The 18,003-nt window shown below is 73.5% G+C and carries 18 protein-coding genes; 8 read left to right on the top strand and 10 right to left on the bottom strand.

What is annotated here, in order from left to right; translation table 11 throughout:
* Positions 1-157: 157 nt before the first annotated feature.
* Both recG and CS0771_RS11695 read right to left on the bottom strand, forming a co-directional pair.
* Positions 158-2,374: an ATP-dependent DNA helicase RecG gene (gene recG / locus CS0771_RS11700; protein ID WP_212841003.1), complete on the bottom strand. Its 2,217-nt coding sequence runs from the start codon at positions 2,372-2,374 to the stop codon at positions 158-160.
* A gap of 12 nt (positions 2,375-2,386) precedes the next feature.
* Positions 2,387-3,988, bottom strand: a complete 1,602-nt coding sequence (locus CS0771_RS11695) for a DAK2 domain-containing protein (protein ID WP_212841002.1) — start codon at positions 3,986-3,988, stop codon at positions 2,387-2,389.
* Positions 3,989-4,191: 203 nt separating this feature from the next.
* Here CS0771_RS11695 and rpmB point away from each other — a divergent pair, with 203 nt between their 5' ends.
* Positions 4,192-4,383 (top strand): 50S ribosomal protein L28, encoded by a 192-nt coding sequence (rpmB, locus tag CS0771_RS11690; protein WP_203751128.1) that lies wholly within the window; start codon positions 4,192-4,194, stop codon positions 4,381-4,383.
* A gap of 67 nt (positions 4,384-4,450) precedes the next feature.
* Here rpmB and CS0771_RS11685 read toward each other — a convergent pair whose 3' ends face one another.
* Both CS0771_RS11685 and CS0771_RS11680 read right to left on the bottom strand, forming a co-directional pair.
* The gene (locus CS0771_RS11685; protein WP_212841001.1) at positions 4,451-4,915 is read right to left on the bottom strand and encodes a GNAT family N-acetyltransferase; all 465 of its coding nucleotides are present in this window, start codon (positions 4,913-4,915) and stop codon (positions 4,451-4,453) included.
* A gap of 26 nt (positions 4,916-4,941) precedes the next feature.
* Positions 4,942-5,883, bottom strand: a complete 942-nt coding sequence (locus CS0771_RS11680) for a thiamine-phosphate kinase (protein ID WP_212841000.1) — start codon at positions 5,881-5,883, stop codon at positions 4,942-4,944.
* Between the two features lie 119 nt (positions 5,884-6,002).
* On the opposite strand from CS0771_RS11680, the gene CS0771_RS11675 reads away from it, so the two are divergent.
* Together CS0771_RS11675 and CS0771_RS11670 are read left to right on the top strand one after the other, a co-directional pair.
* The gene (locus CS0771_RS11675; protein WP_203751125.1) at positions 6,003-6,236 is read left to right on the top strand and encodes an Lrp/AsnC ligand binding domain-containing protein; all 234 of its coding nucleotides are present in this window, start codon (positions 6,003-6,005) and stop codon (positions 6,234-6,236) included.
* Positions 6,233-6,811, top strand: a complete 579-nt coding sequence (locus CS0771_RS11670) for a DUF3515 family protein (protein ID WP_212840999.1) — start codon at positions 6,233-6,235, stop codon at positions 6,809-6,811. Before CS0771_RS11675 ends, CS0771_RS11670 begins: the two co-directional genes overlap by 4 nt.
* A 49-nt stretch (positions 6,812-6,860) precedes the next feature.
* Here CS0771_RS11670 and CS0771_RS11665 read toward each other — a convergent pair whose 3' ends face one another.
* The gene (locus CS0771_RS11665; RefSeq protein WP_212840998.1) at positions 6,861-7,970 is read right to left on the bottom strand and encodes a D-alanine--D-alanine ligase family protein; all 1,110 of its coding nucleotides are present in this window, start codon (positions 7,968-7,970) and stop codon (positions 6,861-6,863) included.
* An 82-nt stretch (positions 7,971-8,052) separates the two neighbouring features.
* Between CS0771_RS11665 and CS0771_RS11660 the strand changes: the two genes are divergently transcribed.
* A complete protein-coding gene (locus tag CS0771_RS11660) occupies positions 8,053-8,574 on the top strand; it encodes a hypothetical protein (protein WP_212840997.1) in 522 nt (173 codons plus the stop codon).
* A gap of 169 nt (positions 8,575-8,743) precedes the next feature.
* On the opposite strand, the gene CS0771_RS11655 is transcribed toward CS0771_RS11660, so the two are convergent.
* The 3 genes from CS0771_RS11655 to CS0771_RS11645 are packed head-to-tail and all read right to left on the bottom strand — an operon-like array spanning position 8,744 to position 11,608.
* A complete protein-coding gene (locus CS0771_RS11655; protein WP_212840996.1) occupies positions 8,744-9,841 on the bottom strand; it encodes a cystathionine gamma-lyase in 1,098 nt (365 codons plus the stop codon).
* Positions 9,842-9,857: 16 nt separating this feature from the next.
* Positions 9,858-10,850: an NAD(P)H-dependent glycerol-3-phosphate dehydrogenase gene (locus tag CS0771_RS11650; protein WP_212840995.1), complete on the bottom strand. Its 993-nt coding sequence runs from the start codon at positions 10,848-10,850 to the stop codon at positions 9,858-9,860.
* Complete coding sequence (locus CS0771_RS11645; RefSeq protein WP_212840994.1) at positions 10,847-11,608, bottom strand: 1-acyl-sn-glycerol-3-phosphate acyltransferase; 762 nt, start codon at positions 11,606-11,608, stop codon at positions 10,847-10,849. Before CS0771_RS11645 ends, CS0771_RS11650 begins: the two co-directional genes overlap by 4 nt.
* A 235-nt stretch (positions 11,609-11,843) precedes the next feature.
* On the opposite strand from CS0771_RS11645, the gene cofC reads away from it, so the two are divergent.
* Genes cofC through CS0771_RS39235 form a run of 4 tightly spaced genes read left to right on the top strand, consistent with a single transcriptional unit; the run spans position 11,844 to position 16,566 of the window.
* Positions 11,844-12,434 (top strand): 2-phospho-L-lactate guanylyltransferase, encoded by a 591-nt coding sequence (cofC, locus tag CS0771_RS11640; RefSeq protein WP_244870735.1) that lies wholly within the window; start codon positions 11,844-11,846, stop codon positions 12,432-12,434.
* A gap of 10 nt (positions 12,435-12,444) precedes the next feature.
* Complete coding sequence (locus CS0771_RS11635; protein WP_212840992.1) at positions 12,445-12,642, top strand: cold-shock protein; 198 nt, start codon at positions 12,445-12,447, stop codon at positions 12,640-12,642.
* A gap of 49 nt (positions 12,643-12,691) precedes the next feature.
* A complete protein-coding gene (locus CS0771_RS11630; protein WP_371821570.1) occupies positions 12,692-15,061 on the top strand; it encodes an RNA degradosome polyphosphate kinase in 2,370 nt (789 codons plus the stop codon).
* Positions 15,058-16,566 carry a CYTH and CHAD domain-containing protein gene (locus CS0771_RS39235; protein ID WP_212840990.1) on the top strand — a complete coding sequence of 503 codons (1,509 nt, stop codon included), beginning with the start codon at positions 15,058-15,060 and terminating at the stop codon, positions 16,564-16,566. Before CS0771_RS11630 ends, CS0771_RS39235 begins: the two co-directional genes overlap by 4 nt.
* An 84-nt stretch (positions 16,567-16,650) precedes the next feature.
* On the opposite strand, the gene CS0771_RS11620 is transcribed toward CS0771_RS39235, so the two are convergent.
* Complete coding sequence (locus CS0771_RS11620; RefSeq protein ID WP_371821569.1) at positions 16,651-17,253, bottom strand: HU family DNA-binding protein; 603 nt, start codon at positions 17,251-17,253, stop codon at positions 16,651-16,653.
* A 161-nt stretch (positions 17,254-17,414) separates the two neighbouring features.
* Positions 17,415-18,002: a 3-isopropylmalate dehydratase small subunit gene (leuD, locus tag CS0771_RS11615; RefSeq protein WP_212840988.1), complete on the bottom strand. Its 588-nt coding sequence runs from the start codon at positions 18,000-18,002 to the stop codon at positions 17,415-17,417.
* Position 18,003: the final 1 nt, after the last annotated feature.

Here is an 18,003-nt window from a genome sequence, read left to right as displayed (position 1 = left end):
GATGAGAAGGGGCGGGTCCCATAGGGACCCGCCCCTTCCTCGCGTTCAAGGTCATCCGACTTGCCAGGCACATGGGCGTATCCGGCCTCAAGATTCGCCCGTCTGCCAGGCAAGTCGGACGATCAAGGAGCAGGAGCCGGGGCCGGGGCCGGGGCGGTCAGCCCTTGTGGAGGTATTCGGCGCGGTCGGCGTCGACGAGGCGGGTGATCTGCGCGGCCAGGAGGGGGTGGGCGGAGAGGTCGGGGTCCTCGGTGAGGAGGGACTCGGCCTCGGCGCGGGCCTCGCCGATCAGGTCGCGGTCGCGCAGCAGGGACAGCAGGCGCAGGTGGGAGCGGCGGCCGGACTGCGCGGCGCCGAGCACGTCGCCCTCGCGGCGCTGCTCCAGGTCCAGCTCGGCCAGGCGGAAGCCGTCCAGGGTGGAGGCGACCGCGTCCAGCCGCTCGCGGGCCGGTGTTCCCGCCACGGCCTCGGTGACCAGCAGGCACAGGCCCGGCGCGGAGCCCCGGCCCACCCGGCCGCGCAGCTGGTGCAGCTGCGAGACGCCGAACCGGTCCGCGTCGAGGATCACCATCGCGGTGGAGTTGGGCACGTCCACGCCGACCTCGATCACGGTGGTGGCGACGAGCACGTCGATCTCCCCGGCCGCGAACGACCGCATCACCGCGTCCTTCTCGTCGGCGGGCAGCCGCCCGTGCAGTACGCCGATGCGCAGCCCGCGCAGCGGGCCCTCGGCGAGCAGCGGCGCGACCTCCAGCACGGCCACCGGCGGGCGCTTGGAGTCCTCGACCGCGTCGTCCGGCGGCGGGGTGTCGTCGTCGGACTCGGTGTCGCCGATACGCGGGCAGACGACGTACGCCTGGTGGCCCTGCTGGACCTCCTCGACGACGCGGCGCCAGGCCCGGTCCAGGAACGCGGGCTTCTCCGCGACCGGCACCACGTGCGAGGCGATCGGCGAGCGCCCGCCCGGCAGCTGGGACAGGCTCGACACCTCCAGGTCGCCGTAGACGGTCATGGCGACCGTACGCGGGATCGGGGTGGCCGTCATGACCAGCACGTGCGGCGGCTGCTCGGCCTTGGCGCGCAGCGCGTCGCGCTGCTCGACGCCGAAGCGGTGCTGCTCGTCCACCACGACCAGGCCGAGGTCGGCGAAGTCGACGCCCTCGTAGAGCAGCGCGTGGGTGCCCACGACCAGCCCGGCCGAGCCGTCGGCGAGCTTGGCCAGCACCTTGCGCCGGGCAGCCGCCCCCTGCGAGCCGGTCACGAGGGCGACCTCGGTGCCGGGGCGGTCGCCGGCGGTCGCGGCGCCGAACAGGGTGTCGGCGTCCTCGCGGGCCGCGGCACCGAGCATCCTCGTGATGCCGCGGTGGTGCTGGGCGGCCAGCACCTCGGTCGGAGCGAGCAGCGCGGCCTGGCCGCCCGCGTCGACGACCTGGAGCATGGCCCGCAGCGCGACCAGGGTCTTGCCCGCGCCGACCTCGCCCTGCAGCAGCCGGTGCATCGGGTGGGCGGTGGCCAGGTCCGCGGCGATCTCCTCGCCGACGGCGAGCTGGCCGTCGGTGAGCGTGAACGGCAGCGCGGCGTCGAACCCGGCCAGCAGGCCGCCGTCGCGGCGCGGCCGGGCCTTCGCGGGCCATGCGGCGGCCTCCCGTTTGCGACGGACCAGGGTCAGCTGCACCGCGAACGCCTCGTCCCAGGCCAGCCTGCGGCGGGCGGTGTAGAGCATCTCCTTCGAGGACGGCCGGTGGATCTCGCGGAGCGCGGTGGCCAGGTCGACGAGCCTGCGCTCGGCGCGGGTCCGGGAGGGCGTGGCGTCGGGCGGCATCGCGACGGTGTCCAGCACCATCCGTACGCAGCGGGCGATCACCCAGGTCGGCACGGCGGCCGCGGCCGGGTACACCGGGATCAGCGCCCCGGCGAACTCCTCGACCTCGGCGGCCACCTCGCCGTCGGCGGCGCCCTGGTCGAGCAGCACGTACTCGGGGCTGTTGAGCTGGCGGCGGCCCCGGAAGTCGCTCACCTTGCCCGCGAACAGGCCCCAGCGGCCGGGGCGCAGGTCGCGCTCGCGCCACGCCTGCTGGAAGTAGGTGAGCACCAGCTGGCCGCCCGCGCCGTCGCCGACGACGACCTCCAGCATGCTGCCGCGCCGCTGCCGCATCGGCCGGGTGGTGGTGCGCAGCACCTGCGCGAGCACCGTCACCTCTTCGCCGAGCTCCAGCGTGCGCATGTCGGTGTGCTCGCCGCGCTGGTCGTACCGCCGGGGCACGTGGTAGAGCAGGTCACCGGCCGTGTACAGGTCGAGGTGCGTCTTGAGCGCCTTGGCGGTCTTCTCCCCGACCAGCTTGGACAGGTCGGTGTCGACGTCCATGGTGGTCATGCGCTCACTCCATCACTCCACACCGACAAGGAGCGGGTAGTGCGGCTGGCCGCCCTCGTAGGCGTGCACCTCGACGAACGGCCAGCGGGCCGCGACGTGCGCGGTGAGCACGTCGACCAGGCCGTCCGGGGCCTGCGCGCCGGTGAGCAGGGTGACCAGCTCGCCGCCGCTGGCGAGCATCCGGTCCAGCAGCTGCGCGCATACCGTCGGCAGGTCCGCGCCGATGAGGTTGACCTCACCCTCGACCAGGGCGATGACGTCGCCGGGGCGGCAGCGCCCGGCCACCGTCAGCGCCTCCCGGCTCGCGGTGGTCACCTCGGCCGAGCGGCACGCGCCCGCCGCCTCCGCCATCGCGATCACGTCGTCCTCGAAGCGCCGGGCGTGGTCGCGTACGGCCAGCGCGGCCAGCGCCTGCACCGGCGAGCGGGTCGGGATGACGCGCACCTTCACGCCCTCGCCGAACGCCTCCTCGGCCGCCATCTGGCACACCGCCCGCAGGTTCGTGTCGGTGGGCAGCACCGCCACCCGGCCCGCGCCGGTGGCCAGGATCGCGTCGAGCACCTCGGCGGTCGACGGGTTGCCGCTGACCGGGACCGCGCCCTCGGCGGTGAGCAGCTGCTCGATGCCGTCCCCGGCGGCGGTGACGACGACCGCGCGGGCCGTCGGATCGGGCCGCCGCGGCGCGCCCGCCGCGGTCGGCGCGGTCAGGTGGGTCACCTGGATCTGGTACGGCCGCCCGGCCGCCAGCCCCGCCTCCAGCGCCGCCCCGGCGTCGTCCACGTGCACGTGCACCCGCCAGGTCGCCGGACCGCCCACGATGACCAGGGAGTCGCCGAGCCGGTCCAGCGCCGCCCGCAGGTCCGCGATCTCGCCCGCCCCGGTGTCGAGCAGGAACTGCACCTCGTACGCGGGCCCGCGATACGCCGCCGCCACGTGCGCGTGGCCGCCGTGCCCGTGCCCGGCGTGCTCGTGCCCGGCATGGTCCTGGCCGGGCGGGGCGGGGTCGATCATGCTCTCGTCGTGCTCGCCGGTCAGCGCCTCCAGCAGCGCCTCCAGCAGCAGCACCAGGCCCTGCCCGCCGGCGTCGACCACCCCGGCGGCAGCCAGCACCGGCAGCTGCTCCGGCGTACGGGCCAGCGCCTCCCGCGCGCCCCGCACCGCGGCGCGGACCGCCTCGGCGTCGTCCGAGCCGCCGTGCGCCGCGTCGGCCGCCGCGCGGGCCACGGTGAGGATGGTGCCTTCCACGGGGCGGGCCACGGCGGCGTACGCGGCCTTCGCGGCGGCGTCCAGCGCGGGCGCCAGCCCCCCGCCGTCCAGGCTGTCGGCCAGCCCGGACAGCCACTGCGCGGTGATGACGCCGGAGTTGCCGCGCGCGCCCATCAGCGCGCCCCGGGCCGTGGCGCGCAGCAGGGCGCCGGCCGACTGTGGCTCGACCAGCGGACCGGCCAGCGCCTGCTCGGCCGCGGTGAGCGTCAGCAGCAGGTTGGTGCCGGTGTCGCCGTCGGGCACCGGATACACGTTCAGCTGGTTCAGCGCCTGCTCATGCCGTCGCACGCCGGCGACCGCCAGCCCGCTCCAGCGCCGCACCGCCGCGATGTCCAGGACCTCCAGCACGGCCGCCAGCCTATCGGTGCCGCACCCGCTTCTCACGCACGGCGTGGCGGGCGGTACAGTCATGCCAGCCACACCGGGCGCGTCGGCGCCGGGTGGCTCCGCCCCGATTGGGCACGTGCCATGCGCGTCAGGTACCCTGGCGAAGTTCCCGGCACAGTGACGCTTGGTCGGGTAGTTGATCAAGACGAACTCAGGAGAATCCCGTGGCTAGCGTGTGCGACGTCTGTGGCAAGGGACCGGGCTTCGGTCACAACGTGCCGTGGTCGAAGAAGAAGACCAACCGTCGCTGGAACCCGAACATCCAGACGGTGCGCACCCCCGCCGGTGGCGGCAACTCCAAGAAGGTCCAGGCCTGCACCTCGTGCCTGAAGGCCGGCAAGGTCACCCGCGCCTGACGCAGACTCACGAAGAGGCCGCCGAGCACCAGCTCGGCGGCCTCTTCGCCGTCCTGGCGTGTGACGCTCAGAGGGCGCGGCCGAAGGAGCGGCAGCCGGGCTTGTCGCGGTAGTGGCCGAAGTTCTCGATGGGCTGGTAGCCGATGGCCTGGTAGAGGGCGATCGCCTCGGGCTGCGCGAGTCCGGTCTCCAGGATGGCGCGCACCCGGCCGTGCGCCCGCGCGTCGGTCTCCAGCGCCGTCATGACCGCCCGCGCGACGCCCTTACCTCGCCCATCGGCCGAGGTGTAGACGCGCTTGATCTCCGCGACGTCCTCCGAGCCGCCGAAGCTGCGCCAGCCTCCGCAGCCGACCGCCGCGCCGTCGAGGTACGCCACGAAGAAACCGCCGTCCGGCGGGTCGAACTCGACCGCCTCGATCGGCGTGGCGTCGGAGTCGCCGTAGCGTTCGGCCAGGTCAGCCATGAGCTCGGCGATCAGCTTGCGGGCTACCGGCGCGCCGTACCGCGTCGGCCTGATCTCAATCTGGGTCACGGCGCCGAGGATACTGATCAAGCAGGTCACGCCCGGAAGTGGTCCCACCCCTTGGGGCCGTACCACGGGCGGCTGTCCACGGTGACCGTGGTGCCGTCGGTCACCTCGCCGATGAACTGCCACCCGTCCGGCAGCGCCGAGCCGGGCGGGAACGTCGCGGCCAGCGCGTGATCGTCGCCACCGGCCAGCAGCCACTGGTACGGGTCGACGCCGAGCGCGAGCGCCGCGTCGCGCATCTGCTCCGGGACCTTGAACGCGCTGCGGTTGAGGTTGACGCCGACCTTGCTGGCGGCGGCGATGTGCCCGAGGTCGGCGATGAGCCCGTCCGACACGTCGATCATCGCGGTGGCGCCGGCGCGGCCCGCCGCGGGACCCAGCGCATACGGCACCACCGGCCGCCGATACGCCTCGACCAGCAGCTTCGGCGTGCGGAACCCCCGCGACAGCACGGTGTACCCGGCGGCGGCGTAACCGACCCGCCCGGCCAGCGCGACCAGATCCCCCGGCCGCGCGCCCGAGCGCAGCACCGGCGGCAGCCCGTGCAGGTCGCCCAGGGCGGTGACGGCGATGGTCAGGGTCGGGCTGGCGGTCATGTCGCCGCCGACGACGCTCGCCCCGACCAGCGCGGCCTCGGTGGCCAGCCCGTCCGCGAGCTGCTCCGCCCAGGCCGCGTCCAGGTCCGGCGGCATGCACAGGCCCACCAGCAGCGCGGTCGCCGTGGCGCCCATCGCCGCGATGTCGGCGAGGTTGGCCGCGGCGGCGCGTCGGCCGATGTCCTCGGCCTCGGCCCAGTCGCGCCGGAAGTGCCGGCCCTCGACGAGCACGTCGGTGGAGGCGACGACCCGCCCGTCGGAGGCGGTCACCAGCGCCGCGTCGTCGCCGGGCCCGATGATGGTGGCCGGGCCGGTGCCCAGCCGCGCCACCACCCGCTCGATCAGCCCGAACTCGCCGGTCCGCGCGACGCTCATGCCGTCCCCTCGCCAGGTGATCCCATACTGTTCCCTTCCTCGCCCTTGCGCCTCCTGCCGCGGCCTGTGCACCCTCAGTGAGGTACTTTCACTGGCGGCACGTGGTGAAGGAGTCGTCCGTGGTTCACGCTTACATCCTGATTCAGACGTCGGTGGGGCGCTCCGTCGACGTCTCCGCGGCCATCGGCGAGATCCAGGGTGTCACCCGGGTGGACGCGGTGACCGGCCCGTACGACGTGATCGCCATGGTGGAGGCGAACACCGTCGACGAGCTCGGCAAACTCGTGCTCTCACAGATACAGCTGATCCCCAACATCACCCGTACGCTCACGTGCCCGATCATCCACCTATGAGTAACGACCAGACGGCACGGTCGGGCGACCGCTCCGCGAAGACGATCGCGACCGCGATCGCGGTGCCCCTGGCGCTGGCCGCCGGGTTCGGCTTCTTCCAGGCCATGCGCCCCCCGGCGGAGCCCGCTCCGGCGCCGAGCGCGAGCGCCGCGCCGCGGGTCATGCCGACGGCCCCGGTGGCGGTGCCCGCGCCCACGCTGAACGCGCGCCAGACCACCGTGTGCCGCGCGCTGCTGTCCCAGCTGCCCGACCGGCTGCAGGACCTGCCGCGCCGCGACGTCACCGCGGGCCACGAGCAGAACGCCGCGTACGGCGATCCTGCGGTGACCGTCGCCTGCGGCGCCGCGCCGGTGCCCAGCCTCGCCCCCGAGGTGAAGGTGTGGACGCTGAACGGCGTCTGCTGGCACCAGAGCGACGAGGTGTGGACCACGGTCGACCGCGAGGTGCCGGTGCGGGTCACGATGCCGCTGGCGTACCAGCCACCCGGCCAGTGGATCATCGGCCTGTCGAACACCCTGGTCGCGACCGTCCCCTCCGCCGCCACCATCCCCGCCGGCTGCGCCACCCGCGGTTGAGCTCGCCATGCTGCGCTGACAGCATGGCGAGGCTTCGAACACGAAAGGGCTAGTGGAGACCCGTGCCGCGGCGCTGCGCGGTGCGGACCAGGCGGGACACGAGCTTGGCGTAGTCGAGGCCGCTGGCCGCCCACATGCGCGGGAACATGCTCGTCGAGGTGAAGCCCGGCATCGTGTTGATCTCGTTGAGGTAGACCTGCAGGTCGTCGGTGACGAAGAAGTCGACCCGGGCCAGCCCCGCACAGTCCAGCGCGGTGAAGGTGCGGACCGCCAGCTCCTGGACCCGTGCGGCGACCTCGGCGGGCAGGTTCGCGGGCAGGTCGTACTCGCAGTCCTCGCCGAGGTACTTCGCCTCGAAGTCGTAGAACTCGTGGCCGCCGGACACCACCCGGATCTCGGCCAGCAGGGACGCCTCGGGGCTGCCGCCGACCTCGCTCTCCAGCACGCCGCACTCGACCTCGCGGCCGACGATGCCCTGCTCGACGAGCACCTTCGGGTCGATCGCGCGCGCCTTGGCCAGCGCCGCGTCGAGCTGGTCCCAGCTGTTCACCTTGGTGATGCCGAACGACGAGCCGGCCCGGGACGGCTTGACGAACACCGGCAGGCCCAGCCGCTCCTTGTCCGCCTCGGTCAGCTCCTGCCCGGCCCGCAGCACCACGTACGGCCCGACCGGGATGCCCTCGGCGGCGGCCAGCTTCTTGGTGAACTCCTTGTCCATGGCGGCCGCGGAGGCGAACACGTTCGCGCCGACGTACGGCACGCCCGCCATCTCCAGCAGGCCCTGGATGGTGCCGTCCTCGCCGTACGCCCCGTGCAGCGCGGGGAAGACGACGTCCACCCCGGCCAGCGCGGCGGCGCCCTCGGCGGGCTCCAGCACGACCAGCTCACGGTTGGTGGGGTCGGCGGGCAGCACGACGGCCCGGCCGGACGCGGCGGTGATCTCGGGCAGGCTGCTGCCGGTGATGGCGAGCTGCGCCGGGTCGCCCGAGGTGAGCACCCAGCGGCCCTCGCGGGTGATGCCGACCGGGACGACCTCGAACTCGGCCGGGTCGAGCGCGCCGAGGATGCTGCCCGCGCTGACGCAGGAGATGGCGTGCTCGGTGCTGCGGCCGCCGAAGACTACGGCGACACGGGTCTTACGCTGGCTGCTTTCACTCACGCGGCTGACCCTACCGTGCGTTGTGGGGATCCGGTGAAGAGCACGTCACGGGCACCCGAGAGTGGCACTACCATCCCGCAGCGTGACCCCTCACGCGCGCCTGCGGCGCATCCGGACCTGGCTGGTCCTCTTCATCATCTGCCTCGTGCTGAGCGGCGCGACGGCTTTTCCACTGGTCACCGAGGTCCGCTGGCTGGACGGCCTGCTCCGGGAAAGCCGGCTGCCCGCGCCGGACGCCCTCGTGGACTTCATCGGCACGGTCCGGGCAGGGCTGGAGACGGCGGACCGGGACTTCCCGTTCCTGCTGTACGGCACGGACTGGCTGGCCTTCGCCCACCTGGTGATCGGGATGGCCTTCTACGGCCCGTTCCGCGACCCGGTGCGCAACCTCTGGGTGATCCACTGGGCGATGCTGTGCTGCGTCGCGGTCATCCCGCTGGCCCTGATCATGGCCCCGATCCGGGACCTGCCCTGGTGGTGGATCCCGATCGACTGCTCGTTCGGCGTCTTCGGCCTCGTCCCGCTGCTCATCGTCCGCCGCCACATCCTGGCCCTCGCCGCCGCCGAGCAGCCCACCGCCGCCCCCGCTCCGGCCCCTGCCTGACCCCGGCCGCCGCCCGTCCCGGCGATGATCGCCCCGCCTCCCGCGGAGCCCGGCGGGGCTTGATCCACGGACTTGCCTGGCACCTGGGCGAAAGCGAGCCCAAGATACGCCCATGTGCCAGGCAAGTCGGACGATCAACGCCGCGGACGGCCGGGGCCGCGTCGGACGGTCAGCCGGCGGCGTCGAGGGACTTGGTGAGGTCGGCGAGGAGGTCGTCGGTGTCCTCGATGCCGCAGGAGAGGCGGACGAAGCCGGGTGCGACGCTGTCGCCCCACTGGTGGCGGCGGTCGGCGCTGGAGTGCAGGCCGCCGAAGCTGGTGGCCGCCATGACCAGCGCCGAGGCGCGCAGGAACGCCGCCACGTGCTCGGCCGAGGGCAGCTCGAAGGAGACCAGCCCCGGGATGATCCGCATCTGCCGGGCGGCCAGCTCGGAGTCCCCCGCCCAGCGGACGGCGTCGGCCAGCGGGTGCTCGCGCAGCAGCTTGACCGCCGCGGCCGCGTTGGCGGACTGCTGCCGCAGCCGCAGCGCCAGGGTGCCCATGGAGCGGCGGGCCAGCCAGCAGTCGAACGGGCTGGGCACGGCGCCGGCCAGGGTGCGCCACTGCCGCATCCCGTCCAGCAGCTCCGCGTCGTTCGTCGCGGTGTACCCGAGCAGCATGTCGGAGTGCCCGGCCAGGGCCTTGGTGCCGGACGCGACGACGACGTCCGCGCCCAGCTCCAGCGGCCGCTGCGACAGCGGTGTCGCGGTGGTGTTGTCGACCGCGACCAGCGCCCCGGCGGCGTGCGCGGCCCGCGCGACCGCGGCGATGTCCACCAGGTCCAGGCCGGGGTTGGCCGGGGTCTCCAGCAGCACCAACCGCACGCCCTCGAACGACGGATACGGCCCGGCGGTGGGCGCCTCGACAGTGGTGATCCCGAGCCCGGCCAGCGTGGACGCGGCGAAGGAGCGCACGTTGTAGTACCCGTCCGAGGGGATCATCACGGTGTCCCCCGGGCGCAGCACGGTCATCAGCAGCGCCGTGATCGCCGCCTGCCCGCTGGCGAAGGCGAGGCAGCCGCCGCCCTCCAGTTCGCCGATCGCGTCCTCCAGCAGGCGCCGTGTGGGGTTGTCGCCCCGGCCGTACCCGTCGGTGCCCGGGGTCCAGCCCGCCGGGTCCAGGTGGTACGGCGCGGCGAAGACGGGTCCCGGGAGCATCGGTGCTCCGGGCACGGGTGCGGGCATGCCTGCGTGAAGGGAACGGGTGCTGTCCCCGTACTGCGAACTCATGCTCCGACGGTAGCGGTCACTCCGCCTTGGTCGAGCGGGACATCAGGGCCGCGACCGCGACCTTCGGGTCCACGCCCTCGTGGCACACCCGCTCGACCTGCTCGGTGATCGGCATCTCGACGCCGTGCGAGCGGGCCAGGTCGCGGATGGCCAGGCAGCTCTTGACGCCCTCGGCGGTGTACCGGGTCGCCGCCTGGGCCTGCTCCAGCGTCTTGCCCCGGCCCAGGTGCTCGCCGAAGGTCCGGTTGCGCGACAGCGGCGACATGCAGGTGGCGACCAGGTCGCCGAGCCCGGCCAGGCCGGAGAAGGTCAGCGGGTCCGCGCCGAGCGCGACGCCGAGGCGGGCGGTCTCGGCCAGCCCTCGGGTGATCAGCGTGGCCTTGGTGTTGTCGCCCAGGCCCATGGCGTGCGCGATGCCGAACGCCAGCGCGATCACGTTCTTGACCGCCCCGCCCAGCTCGCACCCCACCACGTCGTCGTTGGTGTACGGCCGGAAGTAGGGCGTGGTGATCGCCCGCTGCACCCGGGTGGCCCGGTCGATGTCGGTGCACGCCACCACGGTCGCGGCGGGCTGCTCCAGCGCGATCTCGCCGGCCAGGTTCGGCCCGCTGACCACGGCGACCCGCTCGGGCGCGACCCGGCCGGCCTCCACGATGACCTCGCTCATCCGCTGGGTGGTGCCCAGCTCGATGCCCTTCATGAGCGAGATGAGGGTCGAGTCGGCGGTGAGGTCGGCCGCCCAGTCGCCGAGGTTGGTGCGCAGCGTCTGCGACGGCACGGCCAGCACGACCAGCTCCGCGCCCTTGATCGCCTCCGTCGCGGAGGCGGTCGCGGTGACCCGCTCGCCCAGCCGGGTGCCCTCCAGGTATTCCGGGTTGCAGCCGGTCTCGCGGATGGCGGCGGCGATCTCCGGCCGCCGGGCCCACAGGACCACGTCGTTGCCGGCGTCGCCGAGGATCTTCGCGAACGCGGTGCCCCACGACCCCGCGCCCAGCACGGCCGCCTTCATCGGGCACCGTCCTTTGCCTGGCCGTTCCTGGCGGAATCAGCCTGGCCGTTCCTGGCGGAATCGTCGCGCACGCCCCACAGCGGCGGCGGCGTCTCGCCCCGGATCTCGGCCAGCATGTCGCGCAGGCGCAGCATCACGGCGTCGGTCATCTCGTTCAGCACGGCGCCGGTCGGCTCGGCCCCGGCCCATTTCGACAGGTCGACCGGCGGACCCGCCCACAGCGACACCGGGATCTTCGGCAGCAGCCGGACCTTCTTGGTACGCGGGTCGAAGATCTTCTCCGGACCCCAGGTGGCGACCGGGATGACCGGGGCGCCGGTGGCCAGCGCCAGCCGGGCCACGCCGGTCTTGCCGCGCATCGGCCACAGCTCGGGCTCCTTGGTGGTGGTGCCCTCCGGGTAGATCACCACGCAGGCGCCCTCGCGCACCGCGTCCACTGCCGCGTCGAGCGCCTTGACCGCGTCGGCCGTGCCCCGGTGCACCGGGATCTGCTTGCACCAGTGGAGGATCCGGCCCGCGAGCGGGATCCGGAAGACGCTCTCCTTGCCCAGGAACTGCGGCCAGCGGCCGGAGTCGTAGACGTAGTGCGCGGTGGTGAACGGGTCGGCGTGCGACACGTGGTTGACCGCGAGGATGACCCCGCCCTCGGCCGGGACGTGCTCCCAGCCGCGCCAGTCCCGCCTGGTCAGCGCGATCATCGGCGGCTTGACCAAGCACACCGCGAACCGCTGCCAGAAGCCCAGCCTGCGCCGCGCCAACGAAGCCTCCCTGTCGTCCACCCGTACACCTGCCCGTGCGAGGGTGCGTGCTAACCCGCCCGCCCGCGGTCCGCCACCGCGCCGGGGTGCCCGGCACGACCGGCCGGTCACGGCCGTGACGTGCCGGTGTGCCGTCCACGTTCAGCGCATCATGCCATGTCCGGCTGGAGGTGGGCCTCAGCCGCCGGAGGCCGCCGCCCGGCCGACCGCCCGGCCGGGCTGCCAGAATGGCCGAGTGTACGCACCCGGAGTCACCGTGCTGGTGCCGCTGAAGCCGCTGGCCGAGGCGAAGAGCCGGCTGCGTGGCGCCGCGCCCGATCACGAGGATCTGGTGCTGGCGCTGGCCCTCGCCACGGTCCGGGCCGCGCTGACGGCGGCGGGGGTGGCCCGCGTGCTGGTGGTGACCCGGGACCCGGTGGCCGCGGCGGAGCTGCGCGGCTGCGGCGCGGACGTGGCCGCCGACCACGGGCGTGATCTCAACGACGCGCTGCGCCGGGCAGCCGCTGAAGTGACCGGGCCGGTGGCCGCGCTCCCGGCCGACCTGCCCGCGCTGCGCCCGGCGGAGCTGGCGCAGGCCCTGGCCGCGGCGGGCGGGCGGCGTGCCTTCGTGCCCGACGCCGCCGGGGTGGGCACGGTGCTGCTGGTGGCCGCGCCGGGACGGCCGCTGGACCCGCGATTCGGCTCCGGCTCGGCCGCCGCGCACGAGCGCACGGGCGCGGCCCGGCTGACCGGCGACTGGCCGACGCTGCGCCGCGACGTGGACACCGCCGACGACCTGGCCGTGGTACGGGGCTGGGGACTGCTGCCCACGGGCGCGAAGGCGTAGCGTGAGGGCCATGCAGGGCACCGTCGCCACGTTCGACCCCGATTCCCGCACCGGCTCGCTGCTGCTCGACGACGGCACTCCGGTCGCCTTCGACCGGGCCGCGTTCGACGCGTCCGGCCTGCGGCTGCTGCGCCTGGGCCAGCGCGTGCGCCTGGAGCACGACGACGACGGCACGCTGCGCCGGATAGCCATTCCGACGATGCCCTGACCCCCGTTCGGCCGACCGCTGCGCGCCATGGTGCGGCACCGCTGAGTTCATCTCTTGTTCACTCAGATCAGGCAAAAATGACAGGGTGAGCGCTGCCCCTCGACGACCCCGTAAGAACTCCGGCTCGGCGACCGCGCCGGACCAGCCGCCGCCCGCCGACAGCGCCGTCGAGCAACCGGCCGCCCAGCTCCCGCAGGCCTCCGCGGAGGCCGTCGGTGCGGGCGGCGACCAGCCGAAGACCCTGGAGCAACCACAGCTCCCGGCACAACCCGTGGTGCCGATACGGGTGACCGTGGTGCCCGAGTTCGCCAGCACCGCCCTGACCGAACTGCCCGAGGACCGGTACTTCAACCGCGAGGTCTCCTGGCTCGACTTCAACGCCCGCGTGCTGGCCCTGGCCGAGGACCCGCGGGTGCCGCTGCTGGAACGGGCCAAGTTCATGGCCATCTTCGCCAGCAACCTGGACGAGTTCTTCATGGTCCGGATCGCGGGGCTGCGCCGGCGTCTGGAGACCGGCCTGCCGACCCGGGGGGCCGACCGGCTGCCGCCGCGCGCGCAGCTGGAGGTCGTCTCCGAGCGCACCGCCGAGCTGGTCGCCGACCACGCGGCCGAGTTCACCAAGGTGATCCGCCCGGCTCTGGCCAAGGCGGGCATCCACATCCTCAGCTGGTCCGACCTGGAGCACGCCGAGCGCGAGCAGATGCGGGTCTACTTCCGGGAGCACATCTTCCCGGTGCTGACGCCGCTGGCGTTCGACCCCGCGCACCCGTTCCCGTACATCTCCGGCCTGTCGCTGAACCTCGCCGCGGTGGTGCGCGAGCCGGAGACGGGGCACGAGCTGTTCGCGCGGGTCAAGGTGCCCAACAACGTGCCGCGCTTCGTACGCATCGAGCCGCCGGGCCGGGCCGGCGCCGAGGGCCGCCACAGCCACCGGTTCCTGCCGGTCGAGGAACTGATCGCCAACGAGCTGGGGCAGCTGTTCTCCGGCATGGACGTGGTGGAGCGGCACGTCTTCCGGGTCACCCGCAACGCCGACTTCGAGATCGAGGAGGACCGCGACGAGGACCTGCTCCAGGCGATGGAGCGGGAGCTGATGCGGCGCCGGTTCGGGCCGCCGGTGCGGCTGGAGGTGGCCGCCGACATCTCGGACCGGGTGCTGGCCACGCTCGTCACCGAGCTGGAGGTCGACTCGCGCGACGTGCTGCGGGTGCCCGGCCTGCTGGACCTGTCCGGGCTGATGCAGCTCTACGGCCTGGACCGGCCGGATCTCAAGGACCCGCCCTTCGTGCCCGCCACGCATCCGCGCCTGCGCGAGGTCGAGTCCACGCGCAGCATCTTCAACGTGCTGCGCGACGGCGACATCCTGGTGCACCATCCCTACCACTCGTTCTCCACCAGCGTGCAGCGCTTCATCGAGCACGCGGCGGCCGACCCGCACGTGCTGGCCATCAAGCAGACGCTGTACCGCACCTCCGGCGACTCCCCGATCGTGGACGCGCTGGTCGCCGCGGCGGAGGCGGGCAAGCAGGTGGTGGTGCTGGTGGAGGTCAAGGCGCGCTTCGACGAGAAGGCCAACATCGGCTGGGCGCGCACGCTGGAGAAGTCGGGCTGCCACGTGGTGTACGGCCTGGTCGGCCTCAAGACGCACTGCAAGACGGCGCTGGTGGTGCGCGAGGAGGCGGGCCAGATCCGCCGCTACTGCCACATCGGCACGGGCAACTACCACCCGAAGACGGCCCGGCTCTACGAGGACTTCGGCCTGCTCACCGCCGATCCGGAGGTGGGCGCGGACCTGACCGACCTGTTCAACACGCTCACCGGCTACAGCCGCCAGACGGCGTACCGGCGGCTGATGGTCGCGCCGCACGGGGTCCGCAGCGGCATCATCGAACGGATCGAGCGCGAGGCCGAGTTCGCCCGCGCGGGCAAGCCCGCCCTGGTGCAGATCAAGGTGAACTCGCTCGTCGACGAGCAGGTCATCGACGCGCTCTACCGCGCCTCGCAGGCCGGAGTGCACATCGACGTGCTGGTGCGCGGCATGTGCGCGCTGAAGCCGGGCGTGCCGGGGCTGTCGGACAACATCCGGGTGCGCTCGATCCTGGGCCGGTTCCTGGAGCACTCGCGGCTGTTCCGGTTCGGCAACGGCGACGTGGCCGCGGGCCGGGGCCGGGCCGAGTTCTGGATCGGGTCGGCCGACATGATGCACCGCAACCTGGACCGCCGGGTGGAGGCGCTGATCCAGGTGACCGACGCGGCGGCCCGGACCGAGCTGGCCGAGCTGCTCACCGCGGCGATGTCGGACCGCACCGAGGCTTTCGACCTGAACACCGACGGCACCTGGACCCGGCTGATCTCCACTTCGGAACACCGCCGCACCGACCTGCAGGCCGCGCTGCTGGAGCGGGTGCTGAAGCGGTGAGCCGGGAGGTGCGCAGCTTCGACGTCGCCCCCGCCTTCGTGCTGCCGCCACCGGACGCGGCCGGGGTCCGCACACGGCCCCGGCCGACGGCCGGCGAGACCGCGACCTACCTGGACACGGCCGACCTCCGGCTGGCCCGGGCGGGCGCGGCGCTGTGGCACCGGGCGGGCGAGACCCAGCCGTGGGCGGTGCGGCTGCCGCACGCGAACGGGTTCACGCCCGGCGAGATCCGCCGGGCGGGTGGCCCGGACCGGCCGCCGGAGGAGCTGGTATGGCTGGTCGCGGCGCTGACCCGGGGCGCCGCGCTGGCCCCGGTCGCGGTGCTGCGTACGGCGTGCCACCAGGTCGAGCTGGTGGATCGCGCCGGGGCTTGCCTGGCCGAGATCGCCGACGACACCGTGGAGGCGGCGGTGCCGGGCCGCGCCGTCCAGGTCTTCCGCGAGATCGTGGTGACGCCGGTGGCCGGGGCCCCGGAGCTGTTGTCCGCAGTGGAGCAGCGGCTGCTGGCGGCCGGTGCCCGGCCCGCCGCCGCCACCCCTCGCCACGTGCGGGCGCTGGGCGCGGCCGCGGTGTATCCGCCGGACGCGCTGCCCCCGGCCCCGCGCCTGCCCGGGACGGCCCGCGCCGCGGACGTGGTGATCGACGTGGTGCGGGCGGGGGTGGCCCGGGTGCTCGCCCACGATCCGCTGGTGCGCCTGGACCAGCCGCTGCCCGGCGGCGACACCGCGGTGCACCAGATGCGGGTCGGCTGCCGACGGCTGCGCTCGGACCTGCGTACCTTCGGCAGGCTGGTGGATCCGCGCTGGGCCCGCCCGCTGCGCGCGGAGCTGCGCTGGCTGGCCGACCGGCTGGCCGGTCCCCGGGACGCCGAGGTGCTGCGCGCCCGCCTGCACAAGACCGCCGCCGCCGATCCGCCGGACAGCGCCGCCCTGGCCCGCCTGGACACGATCCTGGCCCAGCGCCGCGACGAGGCGTACGCCGACCTGCAGCGGGCCCTGCACACCCGCCGCTACCTGGTCCTGGTACAGCGCCTGACCTACGCCACCCGCCGCCTCCCGCTGCTGCCCGCCGCGAGCGAGCCGGCCGCGGCGGCCCTGCCGGGGCTGGTCGCCCGCCCGTGGCGGCGGCTGGTCAAGGGTGGCCACGGGGTGCCGGGTGCGGGGAAGCTGGCCCCGGACGCGCCCGATGTGGACTGGCACGAGGTCCGCATCCACGCCAAGCGCGCCCGGTACGCCGCCGAGGCGGCCCAGACCGCCGGGGACTCGCGCCTGGCCAAGCTCGCCCGCGGCCTGGCCAAGCTGCAGAACCTGCTCGGCGAGCACGCCGACGCCGCCATGGCCGCCGAAACCTGGCTGGCCCTGGGCGAGGCCCACCCCGACCTCGCCCCGGCCTGCGCCCAGCTGGCCGCCCGGGAGCGCGCGGCCGCCACCGCCGTCCGCACCGCCTACCCCACCCGCTGGCACAAGACCGAAAGGAAGGGCACCTTCTTAACGCATTCCGCATAAGAAGGTGCCCCTCTTAACGACTCCGCCCGTGCCGTTCACTACGGCACGGGCGGAGCTTTGACCTTGTTGGGATACCGGCGCCGGTCAGCGTTTGGCGGCCTTCTTGGCGGGGGCCTTCTTGGCCGTGGTCGCCTTGGCGGTGACCGTCTTCTTGGCCGCGGTGGTCTTCGCCGCCGCCGTCTTCTTCGGCGGCGCCGCCTTGGCCGCGGTGACCTTGGTCGCGGTCTTCTTGGCCGCCGTCGCCTTGGCGGTGGTCGCCTTGGCCGTGCTCTTGGTCGCGGTCTTCTTGGCCGGGGCGGTCTTCGCCGCGGCGGTGGCCTTGCCCGCGGCCGGGCGGGTCGAGGCGGCCGTGGTCTTCTTGGCGGCGGCCTTCTTCGCCGGGGCGGCGACCTTGCCGACGGCCACGGTCTCCTTGAAGCCGGCGCCGGGCCGGAAGGCCGGGACCGACGTCTTCTTCACCTTGACGGCCTCGCCGGTGCGCGGGTTGCGCGCCATCCGGGCGGCCCGGGCCCGCTTCTCGAAGACACCGAAGCCGGTCAGCGAGACCTTGTCGCCCTTGGTGACCGCGTTCTGGATCTCGGTGAGCGTCGCCTCCAGGACGGCCGCGGCGGTCTTCTTGTCGACCACCTGCGGGTGGGCGGCGATCGCGTCGATCAGCTCAGTCTTGTTCACGGATTCCTCCCGTATGGTGCTACTGGACTTATAACAGTCATTCTGTGCGCACAGTAGGCCCAACGTCAGCAATATGCCAACAGGAGGGTGAAAAACCGCCTATGTGTCGCAAAGAAAAAACGCCCCCATCCTGTTAACAGGACGGGGGCGAATACGTTGCTGTCGCGCTTCGGCACCTAGCCGACGAGCACTCCGAATGCGGGCCGGTGGCTCTCGAACTCGGTGATGGCGTCCGCGTGCCGCAGCGTCAAACCGATGTCGTCCAAGCCTTCCAGCAGCCGCCAGCGGCTGAAATCGTCCAGGGCGAAGGCCCAGGTGTGCCCGCCCGCGCGGACCTCCCGGGCGACCAGGTCGACCTCGATCGAGGCGGCCGGGTCGGCTTCCACGAGATCCCAAAGGGTCTCCACGGCCGCCTGCGGCAGCTCCACCGTCAGCAGCCCCTGCTTCAGGGAATTCCCCCGGAAGATGTCGCCGTACCGGGGCGAGATGACCACCCGGAAGCCGTAGTCGTTCAGGGCCCAGACCGCGTGCTCCCGCGAGGAGCCGGTGCCGAACTCCGGCCCGGCGACCAGGATCGAGGCCCCGGTGTACGCCGGGTCGTTCAGCACGAACGACGGGTCTTCCCGCCAGGCGCTGAACAGCCCGTCCTCGAACCCGGTCCGGGTCACCCGCTTCAGGTACACCGCCGGGATGATCTGGTCGGTGTCCACGTTGGAACGCCGCAGCGGCACCGCGGTGCCGGTGTGCACGGTGAACTTCTCCATT

Source organism: Catellatospora sp. IY07-71 (assembly GCF_018326265.1).
In the GTDB taxonomy this organism is placed as follows: domain Bacteria; phylum Actinomycetota; class Actinomycetes; order Mycobacteriales; family Micromonosporaceae; genus Catellatospora.
The sequence above is the reverse complement of the archived record's forward strand: the minus strand, read 5'-3'. Positions and strand labels throughout refer to the sequence as shown.

What these genes read in the sequence shown, in the direction of transcription:
- CS0771_RS11655 (WP_212840996.1), bottom strand. Translation starts at nt 9,841, where the DNA reads ATGAGTTCGCAGTACGGGGACAGCACCCGTTCCCTTCACGCAGGCATG.
- CS0771_RS11635 (WP_212840992.1), top strand. Translation starts at nt 12,445, where the DNA reads ATGCAGGGCACCGTCGCCACGTTCGACCCCGATTCCCGCACCGGCTCG.
- CS0771_RS11670 (WP_212840999.1), top strand. Translation starts at nt 6,233, where the DNA reads ATGAGTAACGACCAGACGGCACGGTCGGGCGACCGCTCCGCGAAGACG.
- leuD (WP_212840988.1), bottom strand. Translation starts at nt 18,002, where the DNA reads ATGGAGAAGTTCACCGTGCACACCGGCACCGCGGTGCCGCTGCGGCGT.
- recG (WP_212841003.1), bottom strand. Translation starts at nt 2,374, where the DNA reads ATGACCACCATGGACGTCGACACCGACCTGTCCAAGCTGGTCGGGGAG.
- CS0771_RS11650 (WP_212840995.1), bottom strand. Translation starts at nt 10,850, where the DNA reads ATGAAGGCGGCCGTGCTGGGCGCGGGGTCGTGGGGCACCGCGTTCGCG.
- CS0771_RS11680 (WP_212841000.1), bottom strand. Translation starts at nt 5,883, where the DNA reads ATGAGCGTCGCGCGGACCGGCGAGTTCGGGCTGATCGAGCGGGTGGTG.